At 66.9% G+C, this 21,621-nt stretch carries 24 protein-coding genes; 17 read left to right on the top strand and 7 right to left on the bottom strand.

What is annotated here, in order from left to right:
• Positions 1-8: 8 nt before the first annotated feature.
• Genes DVB37_RS02440 through DVB37_RS02455 form a run of 4 tightly spaced genes read left to right on the top strand, consistent with a single transcriptional unit; the run spans position 9 to position 3,304 of the window.
• Complete coding sequence (locus tag DVB37_RS02440) at positions 9-1,352, top strand: aromatic ring-hydroxylating dioxygenase subunit alpha (protein ID WP_046806563.1); 1,344 nt, start codon at positions 9-11, stop codon at positions 1,350-1,352.
• Complete coding sequence (locus DVB37_RS02445) at positions 1,343-1,876, top strand: aromatic-ring-hydroxylating dioxygenase subunit beta (RefSeq protein WP_046806562.1); 534 nt, start codon at positions 1,343-1,345, stop codon at positions 1,874-1,876. The genes DVB37_RS02440 and DVB37_RS02445 overlap by 10 nt, the downstream gene beginning before the upstream one ends.
• Positions 1,876-2,484 carry a cysteine hydrolase family protein gene (locus tag DVB37_RS02450; protein WP_120153707.1) on the top strand — a complete coding sequence of 203 codons (609 nt, stop codon included), beginning with the start codon at positions 1,876-1,878 and terminating at the stop codon, positions 2,482-2,484. The genes DVB37_RS02445 and DVB37_RS02450 overlap by 1 nt, the downstream gene beginning before the upstream one ends.
• A gap of 13 nt (positions 2,485-2,497) precedes the next feature.
• Positions 2,498-3,304, top strand: coding sequence for an SDR family oxidoreductase (locus DVB37_RS02455; RefSeq protein ID WP_120153709.1), 807 nt, complete (start codon positions 2,498-2,500; stop codon positions 3,302-3,304).
• Between the two features lie 15 nt (positions 3,305-3,319).
• On the opposite strand, the gene DVB37_RS02460 is transcribed toward DVB37_RS02455, so the two are convergent.
• Positions 3,320-5,098: a DUF342 domain-containing protein gene (locus DVB37_RS02460; protein ID WP_120153711.1), complete on the bottom strand. Its 1,779-nt coding sequence runs from the start codon at positions 5,096-5,098 to the stop codon at positions 3,320-3,322.
• Between the two features lie 235 nt (positions 5,099-5,333).
• Between DVB37_RS02460 and DVB37_RS02465 the strand changes: the two genes are divergently transcribed.
• The gene (locus tag DVB37_RS02465) at positions 5,334-6,083 is read left to right on the top strand and encodes a lytic transglycosylase domain-containing protein (protein WP_104145199.1); all 750 of its coding nucleotides are present in this window, start codon (positions 5,334-5,336) and stop codon (positions 6,081-6,083) included.
• A 50-nt stretch (positions 6,084-6,133) separates the two neighbouring features.
• Here DVB37_RS02465 and hemL read toward each other — a convergent pair whose 3' ends face one another.
• Genes hemL through DVB37_RS02480 form a run of 3 tightly spaced genes read right to left on the bottom strand, consistent with a single transcriptional unit; the run spans position 6,134 to position 8,888 of the window.
• Positions 6,134-7,411, bottom strand: coding sequence for a glutamate-1-semialdehyde 2,1-aminomutase (gene hemL / locus DVB37_RS02470; RefSeq protein WP_046806558.1), 1,278 nt, complete (start codon positions 7,409-7,411; stop codon positions 6,134-6,136).
• Between the two features lie 5 nt (positions 7,412-7,416).
• On the bottom strand, positions 7,417-8,082 hold the full coding sequence (thiE, locus tag DVB37_RS02475; protein ID WP_046806557.1) for a thiamine phosphate synthase: 666 nt from the start codon (positions 8,080-8,082) through the stop codon (positions 7,417-7,419).
• Positions 8,079-8,888, bottom strand: coding sequence for a hydroxymethylpyrimidine/phosphomethylpyrimidine kinase (locus DVB37_RS02480; protein ID WP_104145197.1), 810 nt, complete (start codon positions 8,886-8,888; stop codon positions 8,079-8,081). Before DVB37_RS02480 ends, thiE begins: the two co-directional genes overlap by 4 nt.
• A gap of 162 nt (positions 8,889-9,050) precedes the next feature.
• On the opposite strand from DVB37_RS02480, the gene DVB37_RS02485 reads away from it, so the two are divergent.
• The 6 genes from DVB37_RS02485 (at position 9,051) to DVB37_RS02510 (ending at position 13,449) form a co-directional block, all read left to right on the top strand.
• The gene (locus tag DVB37_RS02485) at positions 9,051-9,215 is read left to right on the top strand and encodes a rubredoxin (RefSeq protein ID WP_003814980.1); all 165 of its coding nucleotides are present in this window, start codon (positions 9,051-9,053) and stop codon (positions 9,213-9,215) included.
• A 148-nt stretch (positions 9,216-9,363) separates the two neighbouring features.
• On the top strand, positions 9,364-9,951 hold the full coding sequence (locus DVB37_RS02490; RefSeq protein WP_046806555.1) for a YqgE/AlgH family protein: 588 nt from the start codon (positions 9,364-9,366) through the stop codon (positions 9,949-9,951).
• On the top strand, positions 9,944-10,345 hold the full coding sequence (gene ruvX, locus DVB37_RS02495; protein WP_046806574.1) for a Holliday junction resolvase RuvX: 402 nt from the start codon (positions 9,944-9,946) through the stop codon (positions 10,343-10,345). Before DVB37_RS02490 ends, ruvX begins: the two co-directional genes overlap by 8 nt.
• A 22-nt stretch (positions 10,346-10,367) precedes the next feature.
• A complete protein-coding gene (locus tag DVB37_RS02500; RefSeq protein WP_120153713.1) occupies positions 10,368-11,369 on the top strand; it encodes an aspartate carbamoyltransferase in 1,002 nt (333 codons plus the stop codon).
• The gene (locus tag DVB37_RS02505; protein WP_120153715.1) at positions 11,366-12,712 is read left to right on the top strand and encodes a dihydroorotase; all 1,347 of its coding nucleotides are present in this window, start codon (positions 11,366-11,368) and stop codon (positions 12,710-12,712) included. Before DVB37_RS02500 ends, DVB37_RS02505 begins: the two co-directional genes overlap by 4 nt.
• Positions 12,709-13,449, top strand: a complete 741-nt coding sequence (locus tag DVB37_RS02510; protein ID WP_046806552.1) for a 1-acyl-sn-glycerol-3-phosphate acyltransferase — start codon at positions 12,709-12,711, stop codon at positions 13,447-13,449. Before DVB37_RS02505 ends, DVB37_RS02510 begins: the two co-directional genes overlap by 4 nt.
• Before the next feature lie 27 nt (positions 13,450-13,476).
• Here DVB37_RS02510 and DVB37_RS02515 read toward each other — a convergent pair whose 3' ends face one another.
• A complete protein-coding gene (locus tag DVB37_RS02515; RefSeq protein ID WP_046806551.1) occupies positions 13,477-14,367 on the bottom strand; it encodes a LysR family transcriptional regulator in 891 nt (296 codons plus the stop codon).
• 216 nt (positions 14,368-14,583) lie between these two features.
• Between DVB37_RS02515 and DVB37_RS02520 the strand changes: the two genes are divergently transcribed.
• Genes DVB37_RS02520 through DVB37_RS02545 form a run of 6 tightly spaced genes read left to right on the top strand, consistent with a single transcriptional unit; the run spans position 14,584 to position 19,500 of the window.
• The gene (locus DVB37_RS02520) at positions 14,584-15,258 is read left to right on the top strand and encodes an RraA family protein (protein ID WP_120153718.1); all 675 of its coding nucleotides are present in this window, start codon (positions 14,584-14,586) and stop codon (positions 15,256-15,258) included.
• The gene (locus DVB37_RS02525) at positions 15,255-16,472 is read left to right on the top strand and encodes an aminotransferase class I/II-fold pyridoxal phosphate-dependent enzyme (protein ID WP_120153720.1); all 1,218 of its coding nucleotides are present in this window, start codon (positions 15,255-15,257) and stop codon (positions 16,470-16,472) included. The genes DVB37_RS02520 and DVB37_RS02525 overlap by 4 nt, the downstream gene beginning before the upstream one ends.
• 30 nt (positions 16,473-16,502) lie before the next feature.
• Positions 16,503-17,330 carry an ABC transporter substrate-binding protein gene (locus DVB37_RS02530; RefSeq protein ID WP_046806548.1) on the top strand — a complete coding sequence of 276 codons (828 nt, stop codon included), beginning with the start codon at positions 16,503-16,505 and terminating at the stop codon, positions 17,328-17,330.
• Positions 17,331-17,358: 28 nt separating this feature from the next.
• Positions 17,359-18,060 carry an amino acid ABC transporter permease gene (locus tag DVB37_RS02535; protein ID WP_046806547.1) on the top strand — a complete coding sequence of 234 codons (702 nt, stop codon included), beginning with the start codon at positions 17,359-17,361 and terminating at the stop codon, positions 18,058-18,060.
• Position 18,061: 1 nt separating this feature from the next.
• On the top strand, positions 18,062-18,778 hold the full coding sequence (locus tag DVB37_RS02540; RefSeq protein WP_046806546.1) for an amino acid ABC transporter permease: 717 nt from the start codon (positions 18,062-18,064) through the stop codon (positions 18,776-18,778).
• Entirely contained in the window at positions 18,775-19,500 is a 726-nt protein-coding gene (locus DVB37_RS02545) for an amino acid ABC transporter ATP-binding protein (protein WP_046806545.1), read from the top strand. Before DVB37_RS02540 ends, DVB37_RS02545 begins: the two co-directional genes overlap by 4 nt.
• 13 nt (positions 19,501-19,513) lie before the next feature.
• Here the strand turns inward: DVB37_RS02545 and DVB37_RS02550 are convergent, their stop codons facing one another.
• Both DVB37_RS02550 and lptG read right to left on the bottom strand, forming a co-directional pair.
• On the bottom strand, positions 19,514-20,347 hold the full coding sequence (locus DVB37_RS02550) for a symmetrical bis(5'-nucleosyl)-tetraphosphatase (RefSeq protein WP_046806544.1): 834 nt from the start codon (positions 20,345-20,347) through the stop codon (positions 19,514-19,516).
• Positions 20,344-21,522 carry an LPS export ABC transporter permease LptG gene (lptG, locus tag DVB37_RS02555; protein WP_104145191.1) on the bottom strand — a complete coding sequence of 393 codons (1,179 nt, stop codon included), beginning with the start codon at positions 21,520-21,522 and terminating at the stop codon, positions 20,344-20,346. The genes DVB37_RS02550 and lptG overlap by 4 nt, the downstream gene beginning before the upstream one ends.
• Between the last annotated feature and the right edge of the window lie 99 nt (positions 21,523-21,621).

Here is a 21,621-nt window from a genome sequence, read left to right on the forward strand (position 1 = left end):
AGCGCCTGATGTCTTACACCGACCAACAACTGTCCGAGATGGTGCGCGGCGACAGCGTGCACCGAGGCGTCTACACCGATCCGGCCATCTTCGACCTGGAGATGCAACGCATCTACGGCCGCGCCTGGATCTACGTGGGCCATGAAAGCCAGGTGCCCAAGACGGGCGACTATCACACCACCCGCGTGGGCGATCAGGACGTGCTGATGGTGCGCGCGTCCGATGGCCGCGTGCACGTGCTGTACAACCGCTGCCCGCACAAGGGCGCCAAGGTGGTGGCGGACGGCGAGGGCTGCGTGGGCAAGTTCTTTCGCTGCCCGTACCACGCCTGGACGTTCAAGCTGGACGGCAGCCATCTGGGCGTGCCGCTCAAGCAGGGCCTGGAAGGTACGTCGTATGACCCCACCGACCCGGCGTTCTCGATGCGCCGCCTGGCGCGCGTGGAAAGCTATCGCGGCTTCGTGTTCGCCAGCCAGGCCAAGGAAGGCCCGGCGCTGGTCGACTTCCTGGGCGGCGTGCGCTCGTCCATCGACAACCTGTGCGACCGCTCGCCGGTGGGCGAGGTGGAAGTGGCCGGCGGCATTTTCCGCGTGATGCAGCGGTCGAACTGGAAGGTGTTCTACGAAAACCTGCATGACACGATGCACGCCCGCGTCACGCACGAATCGTCCTACGCGGCGGCGCGCGACGAGGCCAAGGAAATGGGCGAAATGCCGCTTGAGCTGCACATCATGGACGGCAACGGCGAGCCCTACGAATTCTGGGAAAAGCTGGAGCTGCGCGCCTACGACAACGGCCACGGCTATATGGAAGGCATCTTCAACCCCGGCGCCGCCGAACGCGATCCGGTGTCGCGCGCGCACTTCGACACGCTGAGCGCCGCGTATGGTGAAGACCGCGCGCGTGAAATCCTGGGCATGAACCGCCACAACACCGTCATCTACGGCAGCGGCTCGCCTCACACGGTGTTCCAGCAATTTCGCGTGATTCGCCCCATCGCCGTGGACCGTACGCTGATCGAAATCCAGACGTTCCGCTGCAAGGGCGCGCCCGACGGCGTCTTCAAGCGCGCGATGCTGTACGCCAACGTCATCAATTCGCCGTCGTCCAACGTCATGCCCGACGACATCGAGCTCTACAACCGCTGTCAGGAAGGCAACGCCACGCGCGGCGGCGAATGGGTCAGCATGCACCGCTATCACGGTAGCGACCGCAGCGACGCGGACGGCATGGTGTCCGTCAACGGCACCAGCGAACTGCCCATGCGCAACCAGTTCCGCGCGTGGAAGACCTACATGGAAGCCGGCGCGGCGTCGCACGCGCCCGCCACGGGAGAAGGCGCATGCTGCTAGACCTGGATTTCGATGTCGGCACGGCCGACCTGTCGCCCGCCGAGGTGCCCGCCGATGCGTATCACCGCATCGCGCAGTTCCTGTATCGCGAGGCCCGGCTGCTGGACGAGCGCCGCTACGACGACTGGCAGGCGCTGTGGACGCAGGACGGTATGTACTGGATGCCGCGCGTGCACGGGCAGCAAAGCCCGTACGACCATATCTCGCTGTTCTGGGAAGACCGCATGCTGCGCGACGTGCGCATCCGGCGGCTGGAGCATCCGCGCAACTGGTCGCAGCAGCCGCCCACGCGCAGCGTGCGGCTGGTGGGCGGGGTGCAGGTGGAAGGCGTGGACGCGGGCGGCAACCTGGTGGTGCATTCCGCGTTCCAGATGACCGAATGGCGCAAGCGCCAGCCGCGCCAGCTGGCGGGCCGCTACACGCACAAGCTGGCCGCCGAAGGCGACAGCTGGCGCATCCGCATGAAGCGCGTGGACCTGGTCAATTGCGACGACGTGCACGATGTGTTCGAGGTGTTCGTGTGATGTTGGCGGATACCGCGGTGCTGGCGCTGCACTACCAGAACGACGTGCTGCATCCCGACGGCAAGATCCGCGTCGGGCTGGATGCGGACAATGGCGCGCGCCAGCGCCTGCTCGATAACGCGGCGGCGCTGCTGGACGGTGCGCGCGCGCGATCGTTGCCCATCGTGCACGTGCGCATTGCGTTTCGTCCGGACTACGCCGACCTGCTGCCCAACTGCGCCATCTTTCGCAACGTGGCGTCCATTGGCGCGGTGCCAGAGGGCCAGTGGGGCAGCGAGTTCTACGACGGGCTGCAACCCGTGGCGGCAAGCCCGCGCGAGTTCGTGGTGAAGCACACCCGCATCAGCGCCTTCTACGGCACGCCGCTAGAGGAAACGCTGCGCGTGATCGGCGCGCGCCGGCTGGTGGTGGCCGGCGTGGCCACGCATTCGGTGGTGGAAGGCACGGTGCGCCACGCCGCCGATATCGGTTTTGAGGTGATGGTGGCCGAGGACGCGTGCGCGTCCGCCGACCTGTCCGTGCATGAGGCCTCGCTGGCCAGCATGCGGCTGATTGCGCAAACGGGTTCGGTGGCGCAAGCGATGCGCTGGGCAGCCGCGCCGCATTGATCAAGGATTCTTCATGGACTTTTCAGGCTTTCCCGGCTTGGCCGGCAAGACCGCCATCATCACCGGCAGCACGCAGGGCCTGGGCGCGGACATCGCGCGCGGCCTGGCGGCGGCGGGCGCCAACGTGGTGCTGGTGGGGCGCAACGCACCGGCCGGCCAGGCACTGGCGCAAGAACTGGACGGGCGCGCGCTGTATTGCGAAACCGACATTGGCGAGGATGCGCAGATTCAGCGCTGCATCGACGCCGCGTTGGCGCGCTTTGGCCGGCTGGACATTCTGGTGAACAACGCCTGCCAGTACGCCGACCGCGGGCTGGCGTCATCGCGCGACGAATGGCACGCCACGCTGGACACCAACCTGGTGTCCGCCGCCATCTTCACGCAGCTGGCCGCGCCGCATTTGCCGCGCGGGGGCGTGGTGGTCAACATGGGCAGCACGGGCGGCAAGTTCGGCGCGGCCGGGCGCGCGCTGTATCCGGCGTCCAAGGCGGCCATGTTGCAAATCACCAAGAACTTCGCGGTGGAATTGGCGCCGGCCGGCGTGCGCGTGCTGGCGGTGTCGCCGGCGTGGACGTGGTCGCCGTCCGTTGAACAGCTGTCGGGCGGATCGCGCCAGGCGGCGGACGCCGTGGGGGCGCATTTTCATCCGCTGGGCCGGGTGGGGTCGGGCGACGAAATTGCCGCCGCCGTGTGCTTCGCTTGCTCGGACGCGGCCTCGTGGATGACGGGTGTGGACATCCCGGTGGACGGCGGCTTTTCCATCCTGGGCCCCGACCGTGGCATTTCGCCGCGCGTGTGGTTCAAGGAACTGGCACCCTGAGCCGGCCGAGCCGAGCTAGCGGATAACGATCTCGCCTTCTTCCAGACCGGCCTTGCCGCCCACCTGGTCTTCCAGGAATTCCTGCACCTTGTTGCCCAGCTGAATCTTCGCGCCGCTGCAAAAGCGGCGGGTGGCGGTGACGGTGGCGGTGTGCAGCGGTTGCAGGTCGCGCACGAGTTGCCCCTCTTCCTCGTCCAGGGCGATCAAGTCGCCGCTGAGTTTGACGTGGGTGTTGCGCGCGCGCTCGACCACGTCGCCCGGGGCGCGTTGCGGATTGGCCTGCAAGAACATCAGCAGCTGTTCCAGCTTGGCCTTTTCCTCGTTCATCTTCAGGCGCTTGCGCGTCAACGCGGAACGCTTGATGTCGGCGTGCGGGTCCAGCCCGGCTTGGACCAGGGTGGGGATGCCCGACGGTGAACCGATGGTGCCGGCGCGCACGGCGTTCAGCGCGCGGATCTGGCCGCCGGTGATGGCGCTTTGCTGCGTGTTGGGCGGCCCGACGTGGACGCTGCCGCCCGCCGCGATGCTGCTCTGGCGGATCTCGCGTTCCACTTCGACGTCCTGCCCGGCGCTGATGATCGCGTTTTCGATGAACTTGGCGCGCAGCATGCCGCCACAGACGATGTGAGCGGTGCGCGCGGTGGCGGACGGGTCCTGCAAGGCTTCCGCCATGCCGATGATGCCGCCCTTGACCGTGACGCTGCCACCGGCTTCCACCAGGGCCGCTTCGATGGTGCCGTTGACCACGACGTCGCCCGTCACGCGTACTTCCATCGTGGCGGCGATGTCGCCGCGCACTTGCAGCGAGCCTTCAAAGGTGATGTTGCCGGTGGACAGGTTGACGGCGTCCACCTCGACCATCGGGTTCACCTGCACGCCGTGGCTGATCAAGGTGGGCGTGCCCGCAATGGTGGCGCGCAGCAGCAGCGGATCTTCTGGGTCCACCTCGACGCCGGACAGGTCCCGGGAGAACGGGGTGTCGGGCAGTTCATCCGGCAAGGCCGGTTCGCCCAGCACGGTGACGCCGTCCACGCCGGGCAGCGGCGGTATGCGGCGCATCAAGGGCGTGCCGGGCGATACCAGCAGCAGGCTGCCCAGGTCGCGGTAGTCCACCTGCGCCAACTCATCGATTTCCTGCGCGCGCGGTTTCAGGCGGTCCAGCAGGCTTTCGAAGCGGGTGGGGGTGCCGCGCGTGGGCGGCGTGCCCTGGGCGATGACCACGGTTTCACGCGTGCCCTTTTCAACGGCCTCGGCCAGCGCCTGGTCGAGCACGCCGTGCACGATGCCGCGGTCGGCCACGGCCTGGCGCAGCGTGTCCAGCGTGACCGGCTTGCCGCCCTTGGGCGGGTGCAGCGTCAGCAGCGCGGTCATGCGGTTGGGGTCCAGTTCCAGCTCGAACGCGCCGTCCACCACCATGCCCACCGGGAATTGGACCGGTTCGGTGGCGGTGCGGCAGCGGTCGATAAAGGCCAGCACGGCGTGGTTGTCCAGCGCTTCGGCGCCCCAGCCGTTGGCGACGGCGGCGGCGGTCAGCGTGTCCCAGCTGGGGATGTCGGTATTGAAGGGCGGGGCGGGTTCGGCTTCGACGGCCAGGTCGGCGTCGGCCTGCTGCGCATCGGCGTCGCCGTCGTCGGAGGCGGAGCGCGAGTCGGACGCGGCGTCTGGACCGGCGCCGGCAGAGGATTGGGCGGGGTCTTGGGCAGAGGGGGCCTGGCGTGGGGGCGGCGTGTAGATTGCCGTCAGGACGTTGGTGCTGGCTTCCAGCACCAGCTGGAGCGTGTTTTCTGCGTCCATCTTTGCCTCTCCGTGCCTGGCACGATCGGCCAGGTTCATTCATTTGGAAAATAATCGAAATATTACGACATATTGAGCTTCGCGTCCGCCGTATGTCCTAGGTATGTCCCCCAGGTTCCCAGCGGGCGCATCCTCGGGCAAGGGACTAGGGCGTAGGGCCTAGCGACAAACCGGGTCGACCGCCGCAGCATAGGGGCTCGCCAACGCGTCTTTGGACGCCGCCGGAGCCCCAACCATGGACCCTCGACACCGACCCATTCCGCTGGCCTTCAACGCCTTTGTGGCACGTGCGGGCGGCATGGCGGTGCTGATGGCGATTGCGTTGGGCGCTCTGGCGCTGGCGCCCTCGCGCCCCGCGCAGGCTGCCGAGATCTACCGCTACAAGGACCCCTACGGCGTCTGGCGCGCCATGAAGGTGCCGACCGGCTATGCCAAGCATTACAAGCGGGCGCAGACGCGGACGGCGTGGCGGGGCAACGGCATGAAGGTCTGTCTGGACTGCGCGCCGCAAGCCGGCGACGGCGCCCGCCTGGCCGCGCTGGCGCCGACATCACGCGCGCTGCGCTGGGGCGAGGCCATGCCTACCGCGCACGATGGCCTGATCGAAAGGGCCGCCCAGGACTCGGGCGTGGACCGCGCCTTGCTGACGGCGGTCATTGCGATTGAATCGGGTTTTCGCAGCGATGCGCGTTCGCCCAAGGGCGCGCTGGGCTTGATGCAGCTGATGCCCGCGACGGCGGCGTCGGTGCTGGCGGTGGACGATATCGAGCGCGCCCTGGTGGACCCGGCAACGAATGTGCGGGCGGGCTCGCGCCATCTGCGTCGGCTGATCGACCAGTATCCCGGCCGGCTCGATCTGGCGCTGGCGGCGTACAACGCGGGGGAAGGGGCGGTGCGCAAATACGATGCGGTGCCGCCGTATGCCGAAACGCAGGCGTATGTGCGGGACGTGACGGCCCTGTACGAGCACTACAAAACGCCCTGAACAAAAACCGGCGCCAGGCTTGCCGCCCGGCGCCCGTGCCGCCCGGATGCCTAGATGGCGGCGAAGACCTTTTCAGCGATATCCAGCGTGGACTGGATCACCGCGTCGTCGTGCGTGGCCGACACGAAGCCCGCTTCGAATGCCGACGGCGCGAAGTGCACGCCGTGATCCAGCATGGCGTGAAAGAAGCGGTTGAACGCGGCGGTATCGCATTGCGAGACTTCGGCGAACGACGTCGGGATCGTGTTGCTGAAGTAAATGCCGAACATGCCGCCCACCGAGTCGGCCGAAAACGCCAGGCCGGCGGCGCGAGCGCGTTCTTGCAGCCCCTGGGCCAGCTTTGCGGTTTGCGCGGCCAGCTTGTCATAGAAGCCGGGCGCGGCAATCAAACGCAGCGTGGCCAGGCCGGCGGCCACGGCCACCGGGTTGCCCGACAGCGTGCCCGCCTGGTAGACGCCGCCCAGCGGGGCGATGTGCTTCATGACGTCGGCGCTGCCGCCGAAGGCGCCCACCGGCATGCCGCCGCCGATCACCTTGGCCAGCGTGGTGATGTCCGGCTTGACGCCGGTCAGCCCCTGCACGCCTTGCGGACCCACGCGGAAACCCGTCATCACTTCGTCAAAGATCAGCAGCGCGCCGTGCTGGGTGCAAACTTCGCGCAGCCCTTCCAGGAAGCCGGGCGCGGGCTTGATCAGGTTCATGTTGCCGGCAACCGGCTCGACGATGATGCAGGCGATGTCGGCGCCGTGCTGGGCGAAGGCTTCGCGCACGGCATCCAGGTTGTTGTATTCCAGGGTCAGCGTGTGCGACACGAATTCCGGCGGCACCCCGGCCGAGCTGGGGTTGCCGAAGGTCAGCAGGCCCGAACCGGCCTTGACCAACAGGCTGTCGGAGTGCCCGTGATAGCAGCCTTCGAACTTCACGATCTTGGCGCGGCCGGTGGCGCCGCGCGCCAGCCGGATGGCCGTCATGGTGGCTTCGGTGCCGGAGCTGACCAGGCGCACCTGTTCCAGCGAGGGCAGGCGCGAGATCAGCACTTCGGCCAGATCGATTTCGGCTTCGGTGGGGGCGCCGAACGACAAGCCGTTGACGGCCGCTTCCTGCACCGCGCGCACCACTTCGGGGTGCGAATGGCCCAGGATGGCGGGGCCCCAAGAACCCACGTAATCGATGTACTGCTTGTCGTCCGCGTCCCACACGTACGGCCCTTGCGCGCGCTTGATGAAGCGCGGCGTGCCGCCCACGGAGCGGAAGGCGCGCACGGGCGAGTTGACGCCGCCGGGGATGCTGCGGCAGGCGCGATCGAAAAGCTGTTCGTTACGGGACATGGCGTTCAAGGCTTGCGAAGAGGGTTGGCGGAATAGGGCGCGGAGCAGGCCACCGCGGCGGCACGGATGCTGGGCGCTTCGAAAAGGGCGGTGATGACGGCGATGGCGTCGGCGCCGGCCTGAGCCACCAGCGGCGCGTTGTCGGGCGTGATGCCGCCGATGGCGACCACGGCGGGCCGGGGCGCGTCGCGCTCGTCGACGAGGCGGCGCGCTTCGGTCAGCACCGACAGCGGCGCGCGCACGGTGTCCGGCTTGACGGTGGACGCGAACATGGCGCCAAAGGCGATGTAGTCGGCGCCGGCGTCCAGCAGTTCGCGGGCGCGGGTCAGGTCGTCGTAGCTGGAGCCGCCCAGAATCAGGTCGGGGCCGGCTTCGGCGCGGATGTGCGCCAGGCTTTCGTCGTCGCGGCCGACGTGCGCGCCGTCGGCGCCCACGTCAAGCGCCAGGCGCCAGTCGTCGTTGATCAGGAACACCACGCCAAGCTCGCGGCACAGCGGCGCCAGGGCGCGCGCTTGCGCCGCACGCACGGCGTCGGGCACGTTCTTGCGGCGCAATTGCAGGGAGCGCATGCCGCCCTCAGCGGCCTTGCGCACGGCTTGCAGCAGGCGGTCGGTGTCGTCCCATTCGGGCGTCACGCCGTACAGGCCGGAAGGAAAGCGCAGGGGTTTCATTGCGGTTGGATCCGGTTGGGAATGCGCCGGCCCATGCCCGGCAGGAAGCTGGCGGCCACCGAGGCATCGGCATGCGCCAGGCCCTGGCGCACGGCTTCCGGCATGTCCAGCCCGCGCGCCAGCATGGCGGTGATGGCCGTGGCGGCCAGGCCGCCGGCGTCGCCGTTGCGGTCGGGCGGGGTCTGCCAGGGCCAGGTGTGGGTCTGGCCGCTGGGGCCGAGCAGCACGTTGGCGAAGTGGCCGGGCCGCTGCGGGCTGCCCAGCACCAACACCCACTGCGCGCCGGCCGCCACCAGGGCGTGCATGGGGGACGGGGCGTCCCCGATATCGATGTCGCCGTCGGCGTGCCACTGGGCCAGCCGCAGGTGTTCGATGACAAGCAGATTCGTCTGCGGCAGCACCAGCTCCAGCGTCGCGGCCAGGAGGTCGTCGGCGTCGTCTTCATCGGCGGCGTCGGCGGGCAGCGGGGCGCGCTGGCCCAGGTGCAACACCAGCGGCACCTGGCTGTAGTCAGCGGCCACCTGCGCGGCCACGCTTGCCGTTTCCGCGGTGTATAGTCCGCCCACCTTGATGGCCTGCACGGACATATCTTCCAGCAGGCAGCGTGCCTGGTCGTCCAGCAGGTCGGGCGAAACGGGATGGATTTCTTCGATGCCGGCAGTGTCCTGCACAGTCAGTGCGGTCACGGCCGCCAGGCCATGACAGCCCAGGCGGGCGCAGGTAACGGCGTCCGCGGGCAGGCCGTCCGATCCCGAGGGATCAAACGGGCCGAAGACCAAAACGAGAGGGGGGGTAACGGGGGCCACGTGGACAGCGCTTGAGCTTTGAGCGGAGTACCCGGACTCATTTTGAGGTGAATCAGGGGAACCCCTATTGGGTTTCGGTAAGATTGTCCCCATTCTAATGGAAGCCCCCCACCTTTGCCCCGCCACGGGGAACCGGGTCGGGAATTGATGTAAGAGAGAACTATGCGTACTTGGATGTGTCTGATTTGCGGCTGGGTCTATGACGAAGAGGCCGGCCTCCCCGACGAAGGTATCGCGCCCGGCACCCGCTGGGAAGACGTGCCGCCGAACTGGGTCTGTCCCGAATGCGGCGCCCGCAAAGAGGATTTCGAATTGATGGAAATCTGAACCCGACCCGCTGACCCATTCCGCCAGGGCTCGTAAGATGGGGCATCGCCCCATCCAACGCAACCGACGACGGTCTGCCGACAGGCAAGATGGCCACGCCGCCGTGTGCCACGTCGACGGTTCTTTCAGACTACCCAAAGGGGTTGCCATGACGGAAAAACACCACGAATCCGCCACCACGCAGGCGGCCAACTTTGCCAACCAGTTCCTGATCGCCATGCCCGGCATGGTCGAGGGCAGCCTGGCCGGCTCGGTCATCTACGTGTGCGAACACACCGAGCGCGGCGCGCTGGGGCTGGTCATCAACCGGCCTACGGACCTGACGCTGGGCACCTTGTTCGAGCGCATCGAACTGACGCTTGAAATCGGCCCCGTCAAAGACACGCTGGTTTATTTCGGCGGCCCGGTCCAGACCGACCGCGGCTTCGTGCTGCACGCGCCCGCCGGCGACTACAGCTCCAGCATCAAGATGGGCGCCATGGCGCTGACCACCTCGCGCGACGTGCTGCAAGCCGTGGCCGACGGCAACGGCCCCGAACGCATGCTGGTCACGCTGGGTTATGCCGGCTGGGGCGCGGGGCAGCTGGAAAGCGAGATGGGCCAGAACGCGTGGCTCAATGTCGGCGCCGACGATCACATCATCTTCGACGTACCCGCCGAAGACCGCTACCCGGCCGCGCTCAAGCTGCTGGGCATCGATCCGGTCATGCTGGCGGGCGATGCGGGCCATGCCTGAAGAAACACTGCTTGGTTTTGACTTCGGCGAAAAAAAGATCGGCATCGCCATCGGCAACACGCTGACGCGCCAGGCGCGCCCGCTGGAAATCATCTTCAGTGAAATCCGCGATGCGCGCTTTGGCCGCATCGCGGCGCTGTTGCAGGAATGGCAGCCGCACCGTGTGGTGGTAGGGCTGGCGCTTGACGCCGATGGCGGCGAACAACCCGCCACCGCGCGCTGCCGCCGCTTCGCCAACCAACTGCACGGCCGCTTCGGCATCGCCGTTGAACTGGTCGACGAACGCGGTTCCAGCATGGAAGCGCAGCGGCTGCTGGGCACGCACGCCGCCGACGACGCGATGGCAGCGGCTGTTATCCTGCAACGATATCTGGATACCCTGCCAGCGCCGTGATACGCGCGGCCCGGCTTCTTCTATGCTCAATCCGCAACTTGATCGCCGCGGCGAACTCATCCATCTGCTGACAACGGAAGGGCTGCCCAAGCGCCACGTCCAGCGCTTGCTTGACGATGCGCGCGGCTATGCCCGGTCGGCAGAGACGGCGCCGACGCCCTCCGTGCCCGTCTCCCCCACGTCGTTCTCCGCCACATCGTTCTCTCCCACGCCCTTCTCCCCCACGTCCGACGCCATCGTCGCGCCATGTCCCGTGTTCCTGTCCCTGGCTGACGACCGCGAGGCGTATGCCGCCTGCGCGACGCGCCTGTCCCTGCTGCCCGTGGTCCTGGACGCGCAAGCCGTGGACCCGCACGCCGGCGATCCCCTGGCGCAGACCGTGGCCGGTTTGCAGCCGGGCGTGCTGGTATTGCGCCACGCGGCCAGTGGCGCGGCGCATTGCGCCGCCGCGCATGCCGCGCCGGGACTGCGCATTCTTAATGCCGGCGATGGATCGCATGCCGACCCCTTGCCTGCCCTGGCGCTGGTGCAGGCGATGCTGAACGCAAGGCAGGACCTGACCAACCTGGCCGTGACGCTGGTGGGCGACGTGCGCCATTGCGGCGTGGCGCGTTCCGTCATCCACGCCATGACCACGCTGGGCGTGCCCGAAGTGCGCGTGGTCGCGCCGCGCACCTTGCTGCCGGAAGGCTTGCCGCAGTTGGGCGTGCGCGAATGCGGCAGCCTGTACGAAGGCTTGCTGGACGCCGACGTCATCATCGTCTTGCCGTTGAAGGTTGAGCAGATCAGCGGCGCGCTGCTGCCGTCCGCGCGCGAATACGCACATGGCTACGGCCTGACGCCCGCCGCGCTTGCCGCCGCCAAACCCGATGCGCTGCTGTTGCCCGTGGGCGCATTGACGCCGGGCGTGGAAGTGGACGGCGACGTGGCCGCCAGCCTGCCGCCCGTGCAGGCGCAGTTGGCGGACCTGGAACAGCATCTGCGCCTGGCCGCGTTGAGCCTGCTGGCCGGAGACGCGCCATGAGGCTGCATATCGCCAACGGCCGCCTGATCGATCCCGCCAATGCGGTGGACGGGCGGCACGATCTTTACCTTGCCGACGGCCATGTCGTCGCGGTGGGCACCGCGCCCGACGGCTTCCAGGCCGACCGTGTATTCGATGCGCAGGGCTTGGCCGTGTTGCCCGGCCTGGTCGACTTGTCGGCCAGGGTCGCGCAGCCTGGCCACGCGACCGGTCTGGCCTTCGCGCCCGCCGAATTGCGCGCGGCATTGGCAGGCGGCGTGACGCGCCTGGTGATGCCGCCGGATGCCGACGCCGCGCCGGACGAACCGGGCAAGGTCGACGCGCTGATGCGCCAACAGGAAGCCGGCCACCCGCGCATCTACCCGCTGGGCGCGATGACGGTTGGGCTGGCGGGCCAGACGCTGACGGAGATGGGCTTGCTAGCCCAGGCCGGTTGCGTGGCGTTCGCACAGGGCGAACATGGCATCGCGGATACCCGTGTGCTGTGGGGCGCGATGCGTTATGCCAGCGGGCTGGGCCACACGCTGTGGCTGCGCCCGCAAGACCCGTGGTTGGCGCCGCGCGCCGTGGTTGCCGGGGGCGCCTATGCCGAACGGCTGGGGCTGGAAGGCCTGGCGCCGCAAGCGGAAACGATTGCGCTGAATACGATTTTTGAATTGCAGCGGGCAACGGGCGCGCGCGTGCACCTGACGCGGTTGTCCACGGCGGCGGGCTTGGCGCTGCTGCGCGCGGCCAAGCGCGAGGGGCTGGCGGTGACGGCGGACGTGTCGGTTCACAACCTGCACCTGACCGACGTGGACATCGGATTCTTCGACACGCACTACCACCTGCAACCGCCGCTGCGCGGCCAGCGTGACCGCGACGCCATCCAGGCGGCGTTGGCCGACGGCCTGGTTGCGGCGCTGTGTTCGGACCACACGCCCGTGGACACGCTGGGCAAGGCGGCGCCGTTCGCGTCGTCCACGCCAGGGGCAACGGCGTTGGAGCTGTTGCTGTCCTTGACCTTGAAATGGGCGCGCGACCATCGTGTGCCGCTGGCCGACGCGCTGGCGCGCGTCACATCCGGCCCCGGCGCCGTGTTGAACAGCCTGGAGAATAGCCGGACGGTCGGCTCGGCATTTGCCCCGGCAGTCGGCTCAGCAAGCAGCGCGGCGCGGGCCGGGCAACTGGGCGTGGGTGCGCCCGCCGATGCTTGCGTGGTGGACCTGGACGCCGAATGGCTGGTGACGCCGTCGGCGCTGCAAAGCCGCAGCCCGCACACGCCGTTCGCGGGTATGATGCTGCCCGGTCGGGTACGCGCCACCGTGGTCGGTGGCCAACTGGCCTGGGAGACTTCAGTTTGAAGCTGCTGCGCTTTGTCTTACGGCTGGCCCTGGTGCTGCCGCTGATTGTCTATGGCCTGGTGTGCGTGGGCCTTGTCTACCCCTTCATCCGCCCCGCGACGCGCGCCTGGCTGAACCGTTCATGGTCTCGCGCGTTGATGGCCGTCTGTGGCCTGAAGGTCGCTTTCAAGGGCGAACCCCGCATGACCGGGCCCGTGCTGCTGGTGGCCAACCATGTGTCGTGGATCGATATCTTCGTCCTGAATTCCGCGCGCCCCACCTCGTTCGTCGCCAAAAGCGAGATCCGCAAATGGCCGGTGATCGGCTGGCTGGTGGCGGGCGCCGGCACCTTGTTCATCGAACGCGGCCAACGGCACGCGGTGCACGCGATGGGCGAGGCCATGCAGGCCCGGTTCAAGCTGGGCGATGCGGTGGGGCTGTTTCCCGAAGGCACCACGACCGAAGGCTTCGACCTGCTTCCATTTCATGCCAGCCTGTTCGAACCGGCGCGTTCGGCGGCCGTTGAGATCCAGCCGGTGGCGCTGCGCTTCCTGCGCCACGGCAAGCGCGACGGCTTTGCCGCCTTTGTTGGCGAAGAAAGCCTGGTGGCCAATCTTTGGCGCGTGTTGGGCGCGACGGGGCTGGCCGTTGAAGTGGTGTTCCTGCCGCCGCTGGCGGCGCGGCATCCGGATGGCAGCCTGCCCACGCGGCTGGAGCTGTCGCATCAGGCTCGCGACGCAATCCTGGGCGTGTTGTAACGCCCGCGCCCGACCCACCGGCGGGCTTCAGATGCCGCCGGAAAACTCGCAGCAACTCTCGGCCAGCTCGGCCACGCTTTCACAAAACGCCACGTCCGCGTCACGGCGGAACATCGCGCTGTAGACCGATTGCGGCGGCGCGGTGCTGGTGCGCGCAATCACCAGCTGCTTCTTGCTGACCATGTCCGCAAAGTAATCGCGCGGCAGGCAGCTGACGCCAAAGCCGGCGGCGGTCAGCCCCGCCATTGCGATCAGGCTGTTGATCGTGAAGATATTGCTGTCGGGCGTGTGCGGCCGCAGCCACCCGTCGTAAATCATGTTCAAGCCCGATTCGCGGCTTTGCCGCAGCAGCGGCAGGCGCGCGATGTCGGCGGGCGTGTAGACGCGGCTGGCGTCGATCAGGTCGGGGCTGCCCATCCACGCGAATTCCAGCCGCTGTAGCGCCACCACCTGCAAGTTGGGTTCCGCGAATTCCCCATGCAGGAACGCCATGTCCAGCTGCCCGGCCTGCAAGCGCTTGAGCAGGTCGGCGCCCAGGTCGATGTGCGGCTCAAGCGTGATGCGCGGATAGTGCGCGCGCAGCAGGCGGATCAGCGCGGGCAGCCACGTCATCGCCGTGATCTCGGTGATGCCGAAGCGAAACGTTCCGGTCAGCGTGTGCTGGCCCTTCAAACGCACCAGCAAGCGGTCGCGATGCCCCAGCATTTCTTCGGCCAGCGCATAGACCTCGTGCCCGCGCGCCGTCAATTCCGCGCGGTGGCCCGAGCGGTCGAACAGCGCCACGTCGAAGTCCGCCTCCAGTTCCTGGATGCGCTTGGTGATGGCCGATTGCGTGGTGTGCAGCTTTTGCGCCGATGCCGAAAACGTGCCCAGCCGCACGGTCCAGTACAGCGCCTCGATCTGCTTGAAGGTCAGCATGCCGAGCCCTGAGCAAGGGTGATGTTCATTCCGAAATTTCCGCCTAGGGCTAACCCGTATATTCTTAAAAGCGATATAGATCGTGGAAATTTAATCCCTTTTTCTGAAAACGAAAAGCTCGCAACATGCGATCTGAACCCACCCCGACCGCCGGCATCCCGGAGCCTTACCCCCCTTGCCACCGGCGGCTTTCGATAGAGGACGTTGCAGATCGTCATGGCTCAGATTCTTACCGGCGCACGCCAATTGCCGGCTTCCCCCGTTGCTCCCGCCGCCGTACTCCAAGCCCTGGCCGGCATCGTCACGCCGCACCTTAGCGACAACCTGGCGCGCCGCGAAGGCATCTCGGGCCTGCACCGCTACAACCGCGGCGGCAAGCTTGTTGGCACTGCCTTGACCGTCAAGACCCGCCCGGGCGACAACCTGATGATCTACAAGGCCATGATGCAGATCCAGCCCGGCCACGTGCTGGTGGTGGATGCGGGCGGCGACTTGTCCAACGCCGTGCTGGGCGAAATCATGAAGCGCTATTTGCAGCTGCACGGCTGCGCCGGCGTGGTGGTCGACGGCGCGATCCGCGACGTGGCCGCGTTCGAGGCCGACAGCTTTCCCTGCTATGCGCGCGGCCACATCCATCGTGGCCCGTACAAAGACGGCCCGGGCGAAGTCAACGTGCCCGTGTCGATCGGCGGCCAGGTCATCCAACCCGGCGACATCCTGGTGGGCGACGAAGACGGCCTGGTCAGCTTTCCCGCGTCCGACGCGCAAAGCCTGATCGAGGCCGCGCACGCGCACGCCGCCAAGGAAGAACGCATCATGGCCGAGATCGCCAAGGGCGATAAGACGCAAAGCTGGATGCAGGCCGCGTTTGCCGCCAAGGGGCTGGCATGAACGCCGCCGACACCGCCTTCCTGGCTGACCGCGCCCTGGCCATCAAGCCATCGCCCAGCATGGCCGCCAAGACGCGCGTGGATCAACTGCGCGCGCAGGGCCGCGACATCGTCGACTTCACGGTCGGTGAGCCGGACCTGCCCACGCCCGCGCACATCGTGCAGGCTGGCATCGACGCGCTGAACAGCGGCGACATCCGCTACACCGCGTCAGTCGGCGCCAAGCCGCTGCTGGAAGCGGTGCGCGCCAAGTTCCAGCGCGAGAACGGCCTGGACTACGGCCTGGACGAACTGATCGTGGGCGTGGGCGCCAAGCAGCTCATCTTCACGGCGCTGGCCGCCTCCGTGCAGGCCGGCGACGAAGTCATCATCCCCGCGCCGTACTGGGTGTCGTACCCGGACATGGTGCTGGTCAACGACGGCAAGCCGGTGGTGGTCGCCTGCCCCGAAGCCGACGGCTTCAAGCTGACGCCGCAAGCGCTGGAACAAGCCATCACGCCACGTACGAAGTGGCTGCTGCTGAACACCCCCAGCAACCCCACCGGCGCGATGTACAGCGAAGCGGAGCTGCAAGCGCTGGGCGAGGTGCTGACGCGCCATCCCCACGTGTGGTTGCTGACCGACGAAATCTACGAACACCTGGCGTATGGCGATGCGCGCCATGCCTCGCCGGCGGCCGTGGTGCCGGCGCTGGCGGGCCGCACGCTGACCATCAACGGCGTGTCCAAGGCCTATGCGATGACGGGTTGGCGCCTGGGTTACGCGGGCGGTCCCAAGCCGCTGATCCGCGCCATGGCCACGCTGATCTCGCAAAGCACCAGCTGCGTCAGCGCCATCAGCCAGGCGGCCGCCCGCGTGGCCTTGACCGCAGACCAGCGCTGCGTCACCGACGCCGCCGCCATCTTCCATGCGCGGCGAGACCGCATCGCGTCTTTGCTGAACGCCGTGCCCGGTATACGTTGCCCGCAACCGCAGGGCGCGTTCTACGTCTATCCGTCGGTGGAAGGCTTGCTGGGCAAGCGCACGCCCGGCGGCCGCGTGCTGCAAACCGATTTGGACGTGGTGATGTATCTGCTGGATGACGCGGGTGTCGCCGTGCTGGACGGCGCGGCCTATGGCTTGTCGCCGTACCTGCGCCTGAGCTTTGCCACATCGATGGAAAACATCGAAGAAGGATGCCGCCGCATCGCCCAGGCTTGCGCGGCGCTGGATTGACCTACATACCGATACTCAAGGGGAATATTCATGAAGACCACCATCGCCAGCCTTCTTGCCGCCGTGGGCGTTGCCGCCACGCTGGCGCCCGCCGCGCACGCGGACACGTTGCAGGACATCAAGGCGCGCGGCAAATTCATTTGCGGCACCATGGGCACCGCCGAGCCCTTCAGCTTTCAGGACCCCAAGACCCGTGCCGTGGTCGGCTATGAAGTCGATATGTGCCAGGCGGTGGCCGACAGCCTGGGCGTACCGCTGGAGCTCAAGCTGATCGCCGTTGAGGCCCGCATCCCCGAACTGATCGCGGGTCGCGTCGATGTGGTGGCGGCCAACCTGGGCTGGAGCCCCGAACGCGCGCAGCAGATCGATTATTCGCACCAGCATTTCGTCAGCCTGCAAAAGATCCTGGCCCGCGATTCCGAGAAAGACCTGAAGGCGCCCGCCGACCTGGCCGGCAAGCGCGTCAGCGCCGTGCGCGGCTCGTCGTCCGAGCAAGGCGCTCGCAAGAACATCCCCAACGTGGACCCCGTGACGTTCAAGGACCCCAGCGGCGCGTTCCTGGCCTTGCAGCAAGGCAAGGTCAGCGGCTTTGTCGGGTCTGAGCTAATGCTGGTCAAGCTTCAGCATCAGGCGGCCACCAGCGCCGTGCCAGTCAAGATTCTGGAGCCGGCGCTGTTCGTCGAGCCCTGGGGCATGGGCGTACGCAAGGGCGACACGGCGATGTTGAACCAGGTCAACAAGGTGCTGGACGGCATGGAGGCATCTGGCCAGGCCGGTAAGGTGTTCGACAAGTGGTTCGGCGCCGGCACGCAGTTCAACATGAAGCGCGACTTCCGCATCGAAGCCATCAAGGGTTGATGCGCGACGCGCGCCGGAGCCTGTCTCGATGCATTACGTTTTCGACTTCAACGCCATTTTCCAGGGCGAGTATCCAACGTGGCTGTGGAGGGGATTCGTCACCACCCTGGCGCTGGCGGGGCTGTCCTGGGTGCTGGCGTTCGGCGTGGGCAGCCTGTTGGCGGTGATCCGCCTGACGGGCTCGCCCGTGGCCAACGCGGTGATCGCCACCTATGTGGCGTTTCATCGCAACGTGCCCATGCTGGTGCACATCCTGTTCTGGTACTTCGGCGTGCCGGCGCTGCTGCCGCAAGGGGCCAGCGACTGGCTCAACAGCCACGGCAGTGAATTCATCATGTCGTGCATCGCCATCGCGCTGGTGATGTCGGCCTACATCTGCGAAGACCTGCGCAGCGCCGTGCGCGGCATTGCGCCGGGGCAGGTCGAGGCCGCGCGAGCGCTGGGCCTGGGCTTTCTGCGCACCATGCGCTGCGTGGTGCTGCCGCAGGCGTTTCGCATCGCCATTCCGCCGCTGCTGAACCAGACGCTGCTGTTGTTGAAGAACACCAGCCTGGCGATGGCGATCGGGGTGACGGAGCTGACGGCGGCCGGGCGCGAAATCGAGAACTACACGTTCCGCACGTTCGAGGCCTATGCGGTGGTGACGGTGATTTATCTGGTGCTGTCGTTCCTCATCATGGGTGGCGGCGCGATCTTGCAACGACGGTATCGTCCGCTGGGGGCGCGCTGATATGTGGGACATCCTGAAAGACAACTGGCTGCTGCTACTGATCGGGCAGTATCCGCACGGCCCGGTCGGCGGCCTGGTCGCCACGCTGGGCCTGGCGGCGATCAGCCTGGCGTTGGCGCTGCCTTGCGGCGTGCTGCTGGCGCTGGGCCGGATCAGCCCCTACCGGATCTTCTACTGGCCGTCGTCGGCCGTGGTGTATCTGGTGCGCGGGCTGCCGCTGCTGATGTTTATTTTCTGGGCATACTTTTTTGTGCCGCTCATCATCGGCCGGCCCGTGGCGGGCACGACCACGATGGTGGTTGCGCTGGTGTGCTACGAAAGCGCGTACCTGGCCGAGATCATCCGCGCCGGCATCCAGGCGTTGCCGCCCGGACAGCAAGAGGCCAGCCGGGCGCTGGGCCTGTCGTATATGCAGACGATGCGGCGCGTGATCCTGCCGCAGGCGCTCTACAACATGCTGCCCAGCATGCTGAGCCAGTTCGTCTCGACGGTGAAGGAAACGTCGCTGGCCTACGTCATCAGCGTGCAGGAGCTGACCTACGCCGCCAACCAGATCAACAGCGTGTTGCTGACCAAGCCGTTTGAAGTGTTCGGCTTGCTGGCGATGACCTATTTTGTTTTGAATTTTGGCCTGAGTTCCTTGGTGCACCTGACCGAACGACGTATCGGCAGACGGCGCGCCGGGCTGGGGGCCGCCCCTAAAGTGGTGCCGACATGATCCGATTTTCACAAGTGCAGAAGTGGTATGGCGATTACCAGGCGCTGGCCGACGTGACCGAAGAGGTCAGGCAGGGCGAAGTCGTCGTGGTGTGCGGGCCGTCAGGGTCGGGTAAATCCACCTTGATCCGCACCATCAATCGGCTGGAACCCATCCAGAAGGGCCTCATTGAAGTGAACGGGCAGGACATCTACGGGCCGAAGGTGCACCTGGACCAGCTGCGCAGCCACATCGGCTTCGTGTTCCAGCAGTTCAACCTGTTCCCGCATCTGTCCGTGCTGGAAAACCTGATGCTGGCGCCGCTGCAATTGAAACGCGCGCGGCGTCCCGAAGCGCGCGAGCGGGCGCTGCAATTGCTGGAACGCGTGGGCCTGTCGCACAAGGCAGAGGCGTATCCCGCCCAGTTGTCGGGCGGTCAGCAGCAACGCGTGGCGATTGCGCGCGCCTTGGCAATGAACCCGCCGGTGATGTTGTTTGACGAGCCGACCAGCGCGCTGGACCCCGAGATGGTGGGCGAGGTGCTACAGGTGATGAAGGGCCTGGCCAAGGACGGGATGACGATGGTGTGCGTGACGCACGAAATGGGTTTCGCGCGTGAAGTGGCGGACCGCGTGTGGTTCATGGACGCCGGGCGCATCGTGGAAACGGGCACGCCCGACGCGTTCTTCAGCCGGCCCGCAACGGTGCGGGCACAGAAGTTCCTGGCCGAAATCCGTCACTGAGCGCGTGACGGGGTCAGTCCGACAGCGGGTTCTGGAATTGCGAGCACTTGACCTGGACCAGCTTGCGGTCTTGCAGACGCAAGGCCGTCAGCGCGCCGCCCCAGACGCAGCCCGTGTCCAGGCAGATCACGTCGGGGCGCTGTAGCAGGCCCAGCGTGGACCAGTGGCCGAACACGGTTGTGATGTCGCGCGTGGCGCGATTGGGCACGTCAAACCAGGGCACCAGGTTGGGTGGCCACGCGCCGGGGGCCACCTTGGTGGCAAATTCCATGTGGCCGTTGGGCGTGCACAGGCGGATACGCGTCAGCGCGTTGATGATGACCCGCATCCGCTTGCCGCCCTTGTGGTCTTCTTTCCACGTGGCCGGCTCGTTGCCGTACATCTTTTGCAGCGCCTTGTGCCAGTTCGGGCCGCGCAGCGCGTCCTGCACTTCGCCGGCCAGTGACAGGGTCTTGGCCACGTCCCACTTGGCCAGCGTACCGGCGTGCACCAGCAGATGGCCCTGTTCAAAATGGGCCAGGGGGCGAAAGCGCAACCAGTTGATGAGTTCGGCGGCGTCGGGCGCGCGCAGGATCGGGTCCAGCGTGTCGGACTTGGACGGCTTGCGCACGCCGGCCGCGGCGGCCAGCAGGTGCAGGTCATGGTTGCCCAGCACCGAGGTGGCGCGGTCGCCCAGGTCGATGATGCGGCGCAGGGTTTCCAGCGATTGCGGCCCCCGGTTGACCAGGTCGCCCGCGAACCAGAAGCGCGAACGGGGGTCTCCGACCAGGTCGGGATGGGCCAGCAAGCGGTCCAGCGGCGAGCAGCACCCCTGCACGTCGCCGATCATCCAGATACTGCCGTTCATGCGGGACTCTTGCTCCAGGGCCAGCGTTGTTGGACCACGCGCGTGATCGTGTGGCGGTATTCCATGTAGCTCATCGCGCCCAAGGCCAGGGCCATGGCACCGATGTTCGGACCCAGCGCTGTCAGCCATGACGGCCATTTGCCCAGCATGCCGACGTTAAGCGCCAGCTGGTTCAGCATGAAGAAGCCCACGCCCAGCAGGATGCCGATGAACACTTTGGCGCCCACGCCGCCACGGCGGGTTTGCATCAGGCCGATAGGCGCGGCAATGGTGATCATCACCAGCAGCGTGAACGGATACGCCAGTTTGCGCCACAGGGCCACCACCTGTCGACCATATTGCAGCTGGTTGTCGCGCAAGTACTGCACGTAGTCCAGCAGCGTGACGATGGACATGCGTTCGGGCGTCAGCACGCGGGCCAGCAGGCGTTCGGCGCTAAGCGTGGTGTCCACCGTGCGCTCGGGCACCTTGGCGACCGAGGCGGGCGGGTTCTTGGGTTGGCGCGCGTTGGCCAGTGCTTCGGCCGCGTCGTCGTCCAGGCGGGTTTCCGACACGTCTTTCAGCACCAGGTCGCCATGCGCGAACAGGCCGGTGGGCGCCGTGGACAGCACGGTCAGCGTCTGGTCTTTCTTGAATTCGTAAAGGGTGATGCCGGCCACCTGGCCGTCGCCCTTGAGTTCGGCGATGTTGATGATGCGCATGCCGCCGTTGGCGGTGGGTTCCTTGAACCAGTAGCCGCTTTTCAGGCGGTCGCCGCCGGCCTTGCCGCGAAACATCAGGTTGGCTTCGCCGCTTTTGATCTCGGCCCAGGGCGTGACGTATTCGGACAACAGGGCGGCGCCGATCATCAGCGGGATGGTCACCACCCACAGCATGCGCAACAGCCGCATGCCGCTGACGCCCGAGACGCGCAGGATGACCAGTTCGTTGCGCTGGGCCAGGCCGGCCAGCGCCAGGATCGCGCCGATCAACAGGCCGATGGGCAGCAGATCGTACAGGCGGGTGGGTATGGCCAGCGCCTGCATGTAGAGCAGGGCCATCATGGAGAACTTGTCGCCCACGTTGTCCAGGTCGTCTACCAGCGCGAAGAATGTGAAAAGGCCGAGCAGGGCCATAAGGACCACTGCACAAGAGCGATAGATTTCGCGGGCCAGGTAGCGACGGGCGGTACGCATGAAAATGTGGGGAAGCGCTAAACGTGAAAGCTTAACAAATCCCACCGCCCAGGGTGCGAAGTGCGCGTAGCGGGCGGCGGGTTCGGGAGGTCAGGAGAC

This window comes from Achromobacter sp. B7 (assembly GCF_003600685.1).
Taxonomy (GTDB): Bacteria; Pseudomonadota; Gammaproteobacteria; order Burkholderiales; family Burkholderiaceae_B; genus Achromobacter; species Achromobacter spanius_B.